11 protein-coding genes and 1 pseudogene are annotated in these 13,879 nt (G+C 70.8%); 3 read left to right on the forward strand and 9 right to left on the reverse strand.

Annotated features, from left to right (window positions below; translation table 11 throughout):
• Positions 1-93: 93 nt before the first annotated feature.
• From ACFWWU_RS27905 to pgsA, 7 genes and pseudogenes are all read right to left on the reverse strand, one after another.
• Positions 94-843 (reverse strand): annotated as a pseudogene (locus ACFWWU_RS27905) (YebC/PmpR family DNA-binding transcriptional regulator); the annotation flags it as partial.
• A gap of 62 nt (positions 844-905) precedes the next feature.
• Positions 906-1,499 (reverse strand): pyridoxal 5'-phosphate synthase glutaminase subunit PdxT, encoded by a 594-nt coding sequence (pdxT, locus tag ACFWWU_RS27910; RefSeq protein ID WP_384148965.1) that lies wholly within the window; start codon positions 1,497-1,499, stop codon positions 906-908.
• A 6-nt stretch (positions 1,500-1,505) separates the two neighbouring features.
• Positions 1,506-2,420: a pyridoxal 5'-phosphate synthase lyase subunit PdxS gene (gene pdxS / locus ACFWWU_RS27915; RefSeq protein ID WP_384148967.1), complete on the reverse strand. Its 915-nt coding sequence runs from the start codon at positions 2,418-2,420 to the stop codon at positions 1,506-1,508.
• A 115-nt stretch (positions 2,421-2,535) separates the two neighbouring features.
• A complete protein-coding gene (locus ACFWWU_RS27920) occupies positions 2,536-3,078 on the reverse strand; it encodes a hypothetical protein (RefSeq protein ID WP_384148969.1) in 543 nt (180 codons plus the stop codon).
• A 187-nt stretch (positions 3,079-3,265) separates the two neighbouring features.
• Entirely contained in the window at positions 3,266-4,417 is a 1,152-nt protein-coding gene (locus tag ACFWWU_RS27925) for a glycosyltransferase family 4 protein (protein WP_384148971.1), read from the reverse strand.
• A complete protein-coding gene (locus ACFWWU_RS27930) occupies positions 4,414-5,349 on the reverse strand; it encodes a phosphatidylinositol mannoside acyltransferase (RefSeq protein ID WP_384149212.1) in 936 nt (311 codons plus the stop codon). Before ACFWWU_RS27930 ends, ACFWWU_RS27925 begins: the two co-directional genes overlap by 4 nt.
• A gap of 5 nt (positions 5,350-5,354) precedes the next feature.
• Entirely contained in the window at positions 5,355-6,014 is a 660-nt protein-coding gene (gene pgsA, locus ACFWWU_RS27935; protein ID WP_384148973.1) for a phosphatidylinositol phosphate synthase, read from the reverse strand.
• Positions 6,015-6,286: 272 nt separating this feature from the next.
• On the opposite strand from pgsA, the gene ACFWWU_RS27940 reads away from it, so the two are divergent.
• Together ACFWWU_RS27940 and ACFWWU_RS27945 are read left to right on the forward strand one after the other, a co-directional pair.
• The gene (locus ACFWWU_RS27940; protein WP_384148975.1) at positions 6,287-8,494 is read left to right on the forward strand and encodes an elongation factor G-like protein EF-G2; all 2,208 of its coding nucleotides are present in this window, start codon (positions 6,287-6,289) and stop codon (positions 8,492-8,494) included.
• Between the two features lie 183 nt (positions 8,495-8,677).
• A complete protein-coding gene (locus ACFWWU_RS27945) occupies positions 8,678-10,336 on the forward strand; it encodes a hypothetical protein (protein ID WP_384148977.1) in 1,659 nt (552 codons plus the stop codon).
• Between the two features lie 84 nt (positions 10,337-10,420).
• Here ACFWWU_RS27945 and ACFWWU_RS27950 read toward each other — a convergent pair whose 3' ends face one another.
• Entirely contained in the window at positions 10,421-10,984 is a 564-nt protein-coding gene (locus tag ACFWWU_RS27950) for an HIT family protein (protein ID WP_384148979.1), read from the reverse strand.
• Between the two features lie 65 nt (positions 10,985-11,049).
• On the opposite strand from ACFWWU_RS27950, the gene ACFWWU_RS27955 reads away from it, so the two are divergent.
• Positions 11,050-11,736, forward strand: a complete 687-nt coding sequence (locus tag ACFWWU_RS27955) for a potassium channel family protein (RefSeq protein ID WP_384148981.1) — start codon at positions 11,050-11,052, stop codon at positions 11,734-11,736.
• A 15-nt stretch (positions 11,737-11,751) separates the two neighbouring features.
• Here the strand turns inward: ACFWWU_RS27955 and thrS are convergent, their stop codons facing one another.
• Positions 11,752-13,728: a threonine--tRNA ligase gene (gene thrS / locus ACFWWU_RS27960; RefSeq protein ID WP_384148983.1), complete on the reverse strand. Its 1,977-nt coding sequence runs from the start codon at positions 13,726-13,728 to the stop codon at positions 11,752-11,754.
• Positions 13,729-13,879: the final 151 nt, after the last annotated feature.

A 13,879-nucleotide genomic window follows, 5' to 3' on the forward strand; every position in this document is an offset into this window, starting at 1 on the left:
CAGGTTCGGTCCCGAGGACCGGGAGCTCGATCCGGGGCGGCTGGTGGCCGCTCTCGACGAGCTGGAGGAGGCGCGGACGGTGTGGCTCGCGTAGGCGTCGACCTTCTCCATGACCTCGTCGCTGACGTCGAAGTTGGCGAAGACGTTCTGCACGTCGTCGCTGTCCTCCAGCGCGTCGATCAGCTTGAACATCTTGCGCGCGCCCTCCTCGTCGAGCTCGACCTGCATGGTCGGGACGAAGCTGGAGTCGGCCGAGTCGTAGTCGATGCCGGCTTCCTGGAGCGCGGTACGAACGGCGACCAGGTCGGTGGCCTCGCTGATGATCTCGAAGGACTCACCGAGGTCGTTGACCTCCTCGGCGCCGGCTTCGAGCACCGACTCCAGGACGTCGTCCTCGGACAGCTCACCCTTGGGCAGCACGACGACGCCCTTGCGGTTGAACAGGTACGAGACCGAGCCCGGGTCGGCCATGGAGCCGCCGTTGCGGGTCATCGCGACGCGGACGTCGGAGGCGGCACGGTTCCGGTTGTCGGTGAGGCACTCGATGAGCACCGCGACACCGTTCGGGCCGTAGCCCTCGTACATGATCGTGGCGTAGTCGACGCCGCCGGCCTCGAGGCCGCCGCCGCGCTTGATCGCCGAGTCGATGTTCTTGTTCGGGACCGAGCTCTTCTTCGCCTTCTGGACGGCGTCGAACAGCGTCGGGTTACCGTCCAGGTCGGCGCCGCCGGTACGGGCGGCGACCTCGATGTTCTTGATCAGCTTCGCGAAGAGCTTGCCGCGCTTGGCATCGATCACGGCCTTCTTGTGCTTCGTCGTAGCCCATTTAGAGTGGCCGGACATCTGCCTGTCTCCTTCGCGTAACCCATTTCTGAACGAACCCCAGAGATCCTACCGGGATCGAGTCACCGCGCGGCGCGCACCATGTCGACGAACAGGCCGTGCAGTCGGTGATCCCCGGTGAGCTCGGGGTGGAACGAAGTGGCGAGGGCGTTCCCCTGCCGTACGGCCACGATGTGGCCGCCGTGCTCGGCGAGGACCTCGACCTGGGCGCCGACGGATTCGACCCACGGGGCACGGATGAAGACGCCCTCGACGGGGCCGTCCTCGATGCCCGTGACGGTGACGCCGGCCTCGAAGGACTCGTTCTGCCGCCCGAAGGCGTTGCGGCGGACGATCATGTCGATGCCGCCGAAGGTCTCCTGGCCCGAGCGCGGGTCGAGGATCTTGTCGGCGAGCATGATCAGCCCGGCGCAGGTGCCGTAGACCGGCATGCCCGCGGCGATGCGCTCGCGGAGCGGCTCCATGAGGCCGAAGAGCACGGCCAGCTTGGAGATGGTGGTGGACTCACCACCGGGGATGACCAGGCCGTCGACCTCGGCGAGCTCCTCGGGGCGCCGGACCGGCCTGGCCACGGCGTCAGCCGAGGCCAGGGCGATCAGGTGCTCCCGTACGTCGCCCTGGAGGGCCAGGACACCAATGACGGGAGAGGGGTTCATCGGTGCTTACCAGCCCCGGTTGGCGTAGCGCTCGGACTCGGGGAGGGTGTCGCAGTTGATGCCGACCATGGCCTCGCCCAGGTTGCGGGAGGCGTCCGCGATGACCTTCGGGTCGTCGAAGAACGTGGTGGCCTTCACGATGGCGGCGGCACGCTTGGCCGGGTCGCCGGACTTGAAGATGCCGGAGCCGACGAAGACGCCCTCGGCACCGAGCTGGCGCATGAGCGCGGCGTCGGCGGGGGTGGCGACACCACCGGCGGAGAACAGCACGACCGGCAGCTTGCCGAGCTCGGCGACCTCCTTGACGAGCTCGTACGGGGCGCGCAGGTCCTTGGCGGCGGCGAACAGCTCGTTGTTGTCGAAGCCGCGCAGCCTGGCGATCTCGTTCTTGATCTGGCGCAGGTGGCGGACGGCCTCGACGACGTTGCCGGTGCCGGCCTCGCCCTTGGAGCGGATCATGGCCGCGCCCTCGGCGATGCGGCGCAGGGCCTCGCCCAGGTTGGTGGCACCACAGACGAAGGGGGTCGTGAAGGCCCACTTGTCGGAGTGGTTGACCTCGTCGGCCGGGGTCAGGACCTCGGACTCGTCGATGTAGTCGACGCCGAGGGACTGCAGGATCTGCGCCTCGACGAAGTGACCGATGCGGGACTTGGCCATGACCGGGATGGAGACCGCGCCGATGATCTCTTCGATCATGTTCGGGTCGGACATGCGGGCCACGCCGCCGTCCTTGCGGATGTCCGCGGGGACCCGCTCCAGGGCCATGACGGCCACGGCGCCGGCGTCCTCGGCGATCTTCGCCTGCTCGGCGTTGACCACGTCCATGATCACGCCGCCCTTGAGCTGCTCGGCCATGCCGCGCTTGACGCGCGCGGTGCCGGTCTCGGGGGACTGGAAGGTGGTGGAAGGCGTGGTGGACACGGATACCTCACTCGTGACAACAGGGGTTGACGACAAGACGAGGAAACAGGCCACATGGGGTCCACATCAAGGGCCAATGTGGACTCGGTGGATCGTTTTCGCAGGTGACGCGGGCTCAGGTCGGGCGATCGGCAAGGGCCACCGGCGGCTCGTCGTCCATTTCGAAGGCCAGCGGGAAGGGTGCGTGGCCTGCGAGCCGGAACCAGCGGACCTTGCGGTGGCGGCGCAGGGCGCGGGCGGCCCGTACGGCGTCGTTGTGGAAGCGGCGCGCCATCGGCACCCGGCGCACGGCCTGGGCCAGCTCCCCCGCGGCCTCCGGACCGCCGGGCGCCTCCCGTACGAGCTCCACCTGCTCGGGCTCGCCGAAGACGGCCCGCAGCGCCTGGCTGAGTTCGCTCTCGGCGACCTCCCGGTGGTCCTCCTCGGCCTGCCGGGCGGCGTGCGCGGCCTCGTACAGCACGATCGAGGCGGCGGGGTCGAGGACGCCGGAGGTGGCCAGCTCCTGGGTGACCGAGGCCCGGCGGAGCAGCTGGGCGTCCAGGGCGGCACGGGCGGCGTCGATACGGGAGTGCAGCCGGTCGAGCCGTCCGGCGGTCCAGCTGAGATAGACGCCGATGAGGATCAGCGCGACAACGGTCCAGATCAGGGTTTGGGTCACGGGCGCACAGGCTACCGGGACGGCGGGAGCCCCCTCCCCAAACGTCACGGTCAGGGGCGAACAGGACACGCGCGCGACGACCGGCCGCGAGCCCGGCGAGCCGGGCCCCGCCCCAGCCCCTGCGGGCGATGGCCCACACGGGGAGGGACGGGGCCCGGCTCGGACCGAGGGCGTGGGCGTGGGCGCCCTACAGCCCCAGCCGTGCCCGCAGACCGACCCGCTCGTCCGTGTCCACCGCCGCCGCGCCGTCCGTGACCGTCTCGTAGACGGCGAGGATGTCCGCGCCGACCGTGCTCCAGTCGAAGCGCCGGACGTGCGACGAGCCCCGGGCGCTCAGCTCCGCGCGCCGCGTCTCGTCGCCCAGGAGCCGGATCGCCGCCTCCGCGAGCGCGTCCGCGTCCTCGTTGGCGAAGAGCTCGCCCGCGCCGCCCTGGTCGAGGACCTGGGTGAAGGCGTCGAGGTCGGCGGCGAGCACCGGCGCGCCGGCCGACATCGCCTCGACGAGGACGATGCCGAAGCTCTCGCCGCCGGTGTTGGGCGCCACGTACACGTCGACGCTGCGCAGCAGCCGCGCCTTGTCCTCGTCGCTGACCATGCCGAGGAACTCCACCCGGGAGCGCATCTCGCGCGGCAGCGACGCCACCGCCTCCTCCTCGTCCCCGCGGCCCGCGACGAGCAGCCGGGTCCCCGGCCGCTCGGTCAGGATCCTGGGCAGGGCCCGCATGAGGACGGGCAGACCCTTGCGCGGCTCGTCGATCCGCCCTATGAAGCCGAGCGTCTCGCCCTGCCACTCCTTCTTCGGCTCGGCGCGGGCGAAGAAGTCCACGTCGACGCCGTTGGGGATGAGGACGGCGTCGCCGCCGAGGTGCTCGACGAGGGTCCGCCGCGCGTACTCGCTCACCGCGATCCGGGCGCTGATCTTCTCCAGGGCCGGCTGGAGGATCGGGTACGCGGCGATCATCGCCCGCGAGCGCGGGTTCGACGTGTGGAAGGTCGCCACGATCGGCCCCTGCGCCGCCCAGCAGGTGAGCAGCCCCAGTGAGGGCGAGGTCGGCTCGTGGATGTGGACGACGTCGAAGGTGCCGTCGTGCAGCCAGCGGCGTACCCGCGCGGCCGAGAGGAAGCCGAAGCTGAGCCGCGCCACCGAGCCGTTGTACGACACGGGCACGGCGCGGCCCGCCGACACCACGTACGGCGGCAGCGGGGTCTCGTCGTCGGCGGGCGCGAGGACGGAGACCTCGTGGCCGAGCCGGATGAGGTGTTCGGCGAGGTCGCGGATGTGGAACTGGACGCCGCCCGGCACGTCCCAGGAGTACGGGCAGACGATCCCGATCCTCACGCGGTCCGCTCCCCGTCCCGGTCCGGGCCCTGCGGGCGCTCAGGGCGTTCTTCCAGGTCCGCGACCCACAGTCGTTGCAGCATGTGCCAGTCCTCCGGGTGGTCCGCGATGCCGGCGGCGAAGGCGTCGGCCAGCGCCTGTGTCGCCACAGACGTCTTCTCGGCCCGCGTACCTGACTCCGGCACGTCGACGGGCGGGTGGATCCGGCCCCGCATGACGGCCGTGTCGTCGTACCAGAGCGTCACCGGCAACAGCAGCGCGCCCGTCTGCTGCGCGAGGATCGCCGGGCCGGCCGGCATCCGCGCCGTGTCGCCGAAGAAGGTGACCTCGATGCCGGAGGCCGACAGGTCGCGGTCGGCGACCAGGCAGACCAGGCCGCCGGCCCGCAGCCGCCGCGCGAGCGTCCCGAAGGCGGAGCCCCCGGTGTGCGGGAGGACCTCCATGCCGAGGGACTCGCGGTAGGCGACGAAGCGGTCGTACAGGGTCTCCGGCTTGAGCCGCTCCGCGACCGTCGTGAACGGCACGCCGAGCGCGCGGGTCACCCACACACCCGCGAGGTCCCAGTTGGCCAGGTGCGGCAGCGCGACGATGACGCCCCGCCCGGAGGCGACCCCTTCGAGCAGGTAGTGGGCGCCCTTGATGTCGACGTCGCTCTCGACCCGCTCCTTGCTCCAGGTCGGCAGCCGGAAGGACTCCATCCAGTAGCGCATGTACGAGCGCATGCCGGCCTTCGACAGCTCGGCGAGCCGCTCGGGCGTGGCGTCCGGCACCACGCGTGCGAGGTTGGACTCCAGCCGCAGGACGCTCTTGCCGCGCCGCTTCCAGGCGAAGTCGGCGATCCGTCGGCCGAGGCCGGTCGCCACCGGCTCCGGCAGTTTCTTCACGGTCGACCAGCCGAGGCCGTACAGCCCGTCGGTCAGCCTGTCCTTCAGTGCGCTCACGGCGTCGCCTCGCTCCCCCTGGCCGCGGCGTCCGCCTCGGCCGACTCCCGTCGTACCGTCACCACGCGCTGTCCCAGGGTCACCGCGCTGCCGACCGCCACGATCCACAGGGCGATCGGGAGCAGCACCTGGACGCCGGGGACGCCGAAGGCGTGCAGTCCGGCGAGACCGGCGGCGACCAGCGAGATGACGAGCCGCTCGGCGCGCTCGATGAGACCGTTCACGGCGACCGGCAGGCCAATCGATTCGCCACGGGCCTTGGTGTACGAGACGACCTGGCCGCTCGCGAGGCAGAAGATGGCGACGGCGCACAGCACGTTGTCGTCGCCCGTGCCCGCGTACCAGAGCGCGAAGCCGCCGAAGATGGCGCCGTCCGCGACCCGGTCGAGCGTCGAGTCGAGGAACGCCCCCCAACGGCTGGAGATCCCCGCCTGCCGGGCCATGTTGCCGTCGACGAGGTCGGAGAAGACGAAGAGGGTGATGACGATCGTGCCCCAGAAGAACTCTCCCCGGGGGAAGAAGACCAGCGCACCGGCCATCACTCCCGCCGTGCCGATGAGTGTGACCGCGTCGGGGCTGACGCCCCGGCGGAGCAGAAACGCGGCGAACGGTGTGAGGACACGCGTAAAAAAGGCACGCGCGTACTTGTTCAGCATGGCCTTCCCGAGGTTCGGTGGGCCGCGCGGCCCCTATGACCACCGGCTCACCCATCGTAGCCACGCGCGCGCCGCCGACGCGGCGGGCACCCGTCCCCGCCGCGTCGCCGTCCCCTCGCGGGTCCGTGCAAGGCACGACGTATGGACGCTTCCCGAAGCCGGTGCAAAGCTCGAAGGACCACCGCGGGCACCCGCAGGAGCCGCACCGCGCCACGCCACTCCCCCGCGCCCGCGTCCCGCCGCACCGTGCGAGCAGTCGGGAGGAACACATCATGGGTGACAAGGCGAACACGGCCGCCGGAGCCGCCGGCAGGGCTTTGACGGCCGACCGGCCCGCGTCCGTACGGAACGTGGTGCTGGTCGGCCACAGCGGATCGGGCAAGACGACCCTCGTCGAGGCGCTCGCCCAGGCCACCGGGGCGGTCAACCGGGCGGGGCGCGTCGAGGACGGCGGGACGGTCTCCGACTACGACGAGATCGAGCACCGCCGGCAGCGCTCCGTACAACTCTCCCTCGTCCCGGTCGGCTGGGACGGGTTCAAGATCAATCTTCTCGACACACCCGGGTACGCCGACTTCGTCGGGGAGCTGAGGGCCGGTCTGCGGGCGGCGGACGCGGCCCTCTTCGTCGTCTCGGCCGCGCAGGAGGCCGATGCCGTCGCCGCCTCCACCCGCATGGTCTGGGAGGAGTGCGCCGCCGTCGGCATGCCCCGCGCCATCGTCGTCACCCATCTCGACACCGCCCGCACCGACTTCACCGAGCTCACCGCCGTGTGCGCCGACCTCTTCGGGCACGACGACCCGGACGCCGTCCTCCCCCTCTACCTGCCGGTGCGCGGCACCGAGGGCGCCGACGGGCACGCGCCCACCACGGGACTCGTCGGCCTCCTCTCGGAGCGGATCCTCGACTACTCGACGGGCGTACGACGCGAGGAGGAGCCCGACGAGGGCCAGCGGGAGCTGATCGCGGAGGCCCGCGCCCGGCTCATCGAGGGGATCATCGCGGAGAGCGAGGACGAGACCCTCATGAACCGCTATCTCGGCGGCGAGGAGATCGACGTGAAGACGCTCGTCGACGACCTGGAGAAGGCCGTCGCCCGGGGCGGCTTCCACCCGGTGCTCGCGGCCGCCCCCGCCGTCGACGGCGGGACGCAGGGCCTCGGCACCCTCGAACTCCTGGAACTGATCACCGGCGGCTTCCCCTCCCCCCTGGAGCACGAGCCGCCCGCCGTCACCACGCCCGACGGGCAGCCCCGGCCACCGGTCACCTGCGACCCCGACGGCCCGCTGGTCGCCGAGGTCGTCAAGACGGCCGCCGACCCGTACGTCGGCCGGATCTCCCTGGTACGGGTCTTCTCCGGGACGCTGCGACCCGACGAGACGGTGCACGTCTCCGGCCACGGCCTGGCCGACCGCGGCCACGAGGATCACGACGTCGACGAGCGGATCGGCGGACTCACCTCCCCCTTCGGCAAGCAGCAGCGGCCCATGGCGCACTGCATCGCCGGGGACCTCGCCTGTGTCGCCCGGCTCGGCCGCGCCGAGACCGGCGACACGATCTCCGCGAAGGACGACCCGCTCCTGATGGAGCCGTGGAGCATGCCGGAGCCCCTGCTGCCGCTCGCCGTCGAGGCGCACAGCAAGGCCGACGAGGACCGGCTCTCGCAGGGCCTGGCCCGGCTGGTCGCCGAGGACCCGACCCTGCGCCTCGAACAGAACCAGGACACCCGCCAGGTGGTGCTGTGGTGCCTGGGCGAGGCCCACCAGGACGTCGTCCTGGAACGGCTCCAGGGACGGTACGGGGTCCAGGTCGACGCCGTGCCGTACAAAGTGTCGCTGCGCGAGACCTTCGGCGGCGCGTCGGCGGGCCGGGGCCGGCACGTCAAGCAGTCCGGCGGCCACGGCCAGTTCGCGATCTGCGAGCTCGACGTGGAGCCGCTGCCGGCGGGCAGCGGCATCGAGTTCGTCGACAAGGTGGTCGGCGGAGCCGTACCGCGCCAGTTCATCGCCTCCGTCGAGAAGGGGGCGCGGGCCCAGGCCGCCCGGGGCGTCGCCGCCGGCTACCCGCTCGTCGACGTCCGGATCACCCTGCGGGACGGCAAGGCCCACTCGGTCGACTCCTCCGACGCGGCCTTCCAGACGGCCGGGGCGCTCGCGCTGCGCGAGGCGGCCGCCGACGTCCCCGTCGACCTCCTGGAGCCGGTCGCCGAGGTCCAGGTCCTCGTCCCCGACGAGTACGTCGGCCCGGTCATGAGCGATCTGTCGGGGCGGCGCGGCCGGGTCGTCGGCACCGAGCAGGCGGGGCCGGGACGGACCCTGGTCAGGGCGGAGGTGCCGGAGATCGAGATCAGCCGGTACGCGATCGACCTGCGCTCCGTCTCGCACGGCACGGGCCGCTTCGACCGCGCGTACGCCCGGCACGAACCGATGCCCCCGCACCTCGCGGACAGGATCCGCGGCGAGGCCGAAAAGGGTTCCTGACGCTCGTAGTTGACGAGGGGAAAGCCCCTGCCGCCCGGCCGGCACCGAACCGGCGGGCGGCATTCGGCCGGGACCGTACGCATCGGTGACGCATCGGCCGGTACCCGGTTACGCTGTGGTGCCCAGCTCAGAAGGTGTGCGGGGCGCGGCAGTCGGGAACAGCCCGCACAGGTACTCGCGGCGATGGGGGCGGCAGTGGCTTTCGACGGATTCGGACCCGGGGCACAGATTCCCCTCCAGGGGTCGGACGGACGCACGGCGGCGACCCATGCCCTCGCCTCCGTCGCGTACCGCGACAGCCCGGTCGAGGTGATCCTGGACGCCGACAACGACCTGCACAAGTCGAAGGTCAAGGAAGGGAGATGGAACAAGCTCTTCCACCCCGACCTCGGCGAGGCCTTCTCCCGCGCGGTCCAGGTGCGCATGCTCGGCGGCGGCCGCAAGGCCCTCATCCAGTCCTTCGGCGCCGAGCCCCAGCCGGTCGTCGAGCACTGCCTCGCCGCCTCCCGGATCCGCAGGCAGCGCGACAGCCGACTGACCCTGGTCACGGTCCTCTGCGGCGTCCTCTTCCTGCCCGGTCTGCTCCTCTGGCTCGGCGTCATCCAGCTCCGCCGGATCGCCGCGGGCTCCGCGAACAGGCGCACCAGCGCCGTCGGCACCGTGCTCCTCGTCGCCGCCGGCCTGTTCGCCCTGCTCGTGCTGGTCAAGCTGCCCCTCGACGGGATCCTGCCGAACTACCTGCGCGCCATGCTCGTGGCTCCGGTCGTCGGCTGGTTCCTCGCGCGCCGGATCTGCGAGAAGACCGCGGTCGCCCTGCGCGCGCAGTGGACCTCCCTGCTCAGCGGCGGCGGCGCCGGTCCGAAGATCCCCGAGGCCGTGCCGCAGGATCCGAGCGAGAAGGCCGCCGAGGCCCTCCGGCTGAACCTGGAGAAGCTCTCCGCCGAGCAGCAGTCCAACATCGTCTTCTACGCGGGCACGAAGGGCATCCTCGGTATGGGTACCCGCTGGGGCAGTTGGACCCTCGCCGAGGAGCTCGTACCGCAGCCCGGCCGGGAGATCCACGACTTCCGCGCCTGGGACGTCATACGGAAGATCCACGACCAGCTCACGCTCCTGGAGCGCGGCTCCCTCAAGACGGGCTTCCCCAAGCCGACCGTCAAGCACTGGATCGTCTCCCCGGTCGGCGAGGGCGCCGACGAGGTCAGCCGCCCCGAGGGCGACAGCATCGTCCACTACCAGGTGAAACCGCACGAGATACAGCGCATCTGCAACGACCAGCAGTTCGGTGCCGGCAACCGCCACTACCTCGGCGTGCAGTTCATCCTGTGGGACGGAAACCTCGTCCTCACGATGCTGGTCACCGTCACCTCGCTCCACCACACGCTGCGGGTCGAGGTCACCGGCCACGCCCTGGGGCCCGTGCACTCCCTCTTCACCACGAAGCCCAAGGCGAAGACCAAGGAGGTCTCGAAGGCCGTCCGCTTCTGGGAGACGAAGGAGATCCAGCAGCCGCTGATGGAGACCGACGAGGTGGTCCGGCTCGCGGTCCGCGCCCCGCTCTCCTGGTACCCGCCGCTCCTGGACTTCCTCGGCGGCAAGCTCGTCCTGCCGGAGCCCTTCGGCCTCCGTCACGCCTGGGCGGGCCCGCTCTGGAAGAACCGCTTCATGGCCGACGACGCGATCCGCATGGCGACGCCGGTGCTGCGGGCCGTCCACGCCGCGACCGTCAAGATGCTCGACGACCACGGTGTGGACACGGAGCGCTTCACCAACCGCTCGCTGTTCCTCGGCGGAGCCGTCCAGGACCCGGGCCCGAAGAAGGCCGACGCCTACGACGCCTGACGGGGCGCGCGGGAAAGGCCCGGGCCACTCGGCCCGGGCCTTCGCGTGCGTCCGGATCAGCGCGTACGGATCAGCCCGTACGGATCAGATGGTGGTCGGCCAGGCGTCGGCCAGCATCTTCCGGGTGTCGGCGAGCAGTTGTGGAAGCACCTTGGTGTGTCCGACGACCGGCATGAAGTTGGTGTCGCCGCCCCAGCGCGGCACCACGTGCTGGTGGAGGTGCGCGGCGATCCCGGCGCCGGCGACGGCGCCCTGGTTCATGCCGATGTTGAAGCCGTGCGCACCCGACGCCGTCCGCAGCGCGACCATCGCGCGCTTGGTGAAGTCGGCGAGCTCCGCCGTCTCCGCCACGTCCAGGTCCGTGTAGTCGGCGACGTGCCGGTAGGGGACGACCATGAGGTGGCCGCCGTTGTACGGGTACAGGTTGAGGACCGTGTACACGCTCGCGCCGCGGGCGATCACCAGACCGTCCTCGTCGGACTTCGCCGGAATCGAGCAGAACGGACAGCCGTCGTCGGCCCCCGGCCCGGTCGGCTTGTTCTCGCCCTGGATGTACGCCATCCGGTGGGGCGTCCACAGGCGCTGGAACGCGTCCCGCGTCCCGACTCCGATCTGCTGCTCCGGCTCAGTCGTCATGCTGTGCAGCATATTGCGTCGCCCGTTCGGAACGTGTCGCCGGGGCGGAAGATCCATGCAGACGCCATGCTGATCCGATGATCGACAGGCGACCGAAACCGCCCCGGCAGGAACGCTGGGACCGCCGTATGGAGACGCCGCTCGCCGTGGCCTCCCTCGCCTATCTCACGGGTTACGCGGTGCGGGTCCTCGGCCACCGAGGTCTCCCCCAGGGCTGGCTCGACCTCTGCCTCGCCGTCACCCTCGCTTCCTGGGCCGTCTTCGTCGCGGACTACGCGGTACGGCTCCGCCTGAGCGGCCTCGGCCCGCTCCGCTTCGTCCGCACCCACCTCCTCGACACGGTGGTCCTGCTGCTGCCCCTGCTGCGGCCGGTGCGGATGGTCACCCTCTACGACCGGGTGCAGCGCCGCCAGGAGAAGCCGCGGCTCAGCCTCTACGCGCGCGTGATGGTCTACGCCGGCCTCACCACGACCCTGCTGGGCTTCGCGGGAGCACTCACCGTCTACCGGTACGAGGCGGACGCCCCGGGCGCCACGATCCTCACCTTCGGCGACGCGGTGTGGTGGGTCTGCGCCACGCTCGCCACGGTGGGGTACGGGGACGTCGCCCCGGTGACCCCGGGCGGCCGGGTGACGGCGGTGGGCGTGATGGCCTGCGGGCTCGCGCTGCTCGGGGCGGTGACGGGTTCGTTCTCGTCGTGGCTGATCCAGGCGTTCACGCGGGAGGACGAGAAGAGGCCCCCGGGGGATTCCCCGGGGGCCTGATCACGCGTGCGGCCGTCAGACCTGGACGCGGTCCTCGACGATCTTGGCGATCTTGGCGATGGCCTCGTCGACGGGGATGCCGTTCTCCTGCGAACCGTCGCGGTAGCGGAAGGAGACGGCGCCGGCGGCCATGTCCTCGTCACCCGCGATGATCATGAACGGGACCTTCTGCTTCTGCGCGTTCCGGATCTTCTTCTGCATCCGGTCCGAGGACGAGTCGACGTCCACCCGCAGGCCCTGCTTCTTCGCCTTGGCGGCGAACTCGTGCAGGTAGTCGACGTGTGCGTCGCCGATCGGGATGCCGGTCGCCTGAACGGGCGCCAGCCACGGCGGCATCGCACCCGCGTAGTGCTCCAGGAGCACCGCGAAGAAGCGCTCGATCGAACCGAACAGCGCGCGGTGGATCATGACCGGGCGCTGCTTGGTGCCGTCCGGGGAGGTGTACTCCAGGTCGAAGCGCTCCGGCAGGTTGAAGTCGAGCTGCACGGTCGACATCTGCCAGGTACGGCCGATGGCGTCCCGCGCCTGCACCGAGATCTTCGGGCCGTAGAACGCGGCGCCGCCCGGGTCGGGGGTCAGCGGGAGGCCCTGCTTCTCGGCGACCTGCTGGAGGACCGCGGTGGCCTCCTCCCACACCTCGTCGGAGCCGACGAACTTCTCCGGGTCCTTGGTGGACAGCTCCAGGTAGAAGTCGTTCAGACCGTAGTCGCGGAGCAGGTTGAGGACGAAGGTGAGGGTCTTGTCCAGCTCCTCCGCCATCTGCTCGCGGGTGCAGTAGATGTGCGCGTCGTCCTGGGTGAAGCCGCGCGCCCGGGTCAGACCGTGGACGACGCCGGACTTCTCGTACCGGTACACGGTGCCGAACTCGAACAGGCGCAGCGGCAGCTCCCGGTAGGAGCGCCCGCGCGCGTCGAAGATCAGGTTGTGCATCGGGCAGTTCATGGGCTTGAGGTAGTAGTCCACGCCCTCGTCGAGCTGCATGGGCGGGTACATGCCCTCGGCGTACCAGTCCAGGTGGCCCGACTTCTCGAACAGCTTGCCCTTGGTGGCGTGCGGCGAGTAGACGAACTCGTAGCCCTCCTCCTCGTGGCGCTTGCGCGAGTAGTCCTCCATGACCCGGCGGATGATGCCGCCCTTGGGGTGGAAGACCGCGAGGCCGGAGCCGATCTCGTCCGGGACGGAGAAGAGGTCGAGCTCGTTGCCGAGCTTGCGGTGGTCGCGCTTCTCGGCCTCGGCCAGGAAGTCGAGGTGGGCCTTCAGCTCGTCCTTCGACGGCCAGGCGGTGCCGTAGATGCGCTGGAGCATCGGGTTCTTCTCGCTGCCGCGCCAGTAGGCGGCCGCGTTGCGCATGAGCTTGAACGCCGGGATGTTCCGGGTGGTCGGCAGGTGGGGACCGCGGCAGAGGTCCTTCCAGCACAGCTCGCCGGTCTTGGCGTCGAGGTTGTCGTAGATGCTCAGCTCGCCGCCGCCCACCTCGACGTTGGCCCCGTCGTCGGTGGACGCGGAGCCCTTGATGCCGATGAGCTCCAGCTTGTACGGCTCGTCCGCGAGCTCCTCGCGGGCGGCCTCGTCGGTCACCACGCGGCGGGAGAAGCGCTGGCCGCGCTTCTGGATCTCCTGCATCTTCTTCTCGATGACCTTGAGGTCCTCGGGAGTGAAGGGCTTCTCGACGTCGAAGTCGTAGTAGAAGCCGTCCCGGACCGGCGGGCCGATGCCCAGCTTGGCCTCGGGGAAGAGCTCCTGCACGGCCTGGGCCATGACGTGCGCGGTGGAGTGGCGCAGGATGTCGAGACCGTCCGGGGAGGAGATCTCGACGCCCTCGACGACATCGCCCTCGGCGAGCTCGTACGAGAGGTCCTTCAGTTCGCCGCCCACGCGGGCGGCGATGATGGTGCGGTCGTCGGCGAAGAGGGCACCGGCGGTGGTGCCCGCGCTCACCGCCCTCTCCTCTGCCTCTGAGGCGGACTGGACGGTCACACGGACTTCGGACACTGGTGTTCTTCTTCCCTTGGGGCGCAGGCAGGCACGAGGTGCCGGCGCCGACGGTGCGCGACAGAGACGAGGTGCCGCGTCGCCTCTGATCTTAAGGGCTCGGTTCACCTCCGGGGCGCCTTAAGCGGGCTCACGGGGTCGACCGTGCTCG

The sequence above is a fragment of the Streptomyces sp. NPDC058650 genome, from assembly GCF_042717315.1.
Taxonomy (GTDB): Bacteria; Actinomycetota; Actinomycetes; order Streptomycetales; family Streptomycetaceae; genus Streptomyces.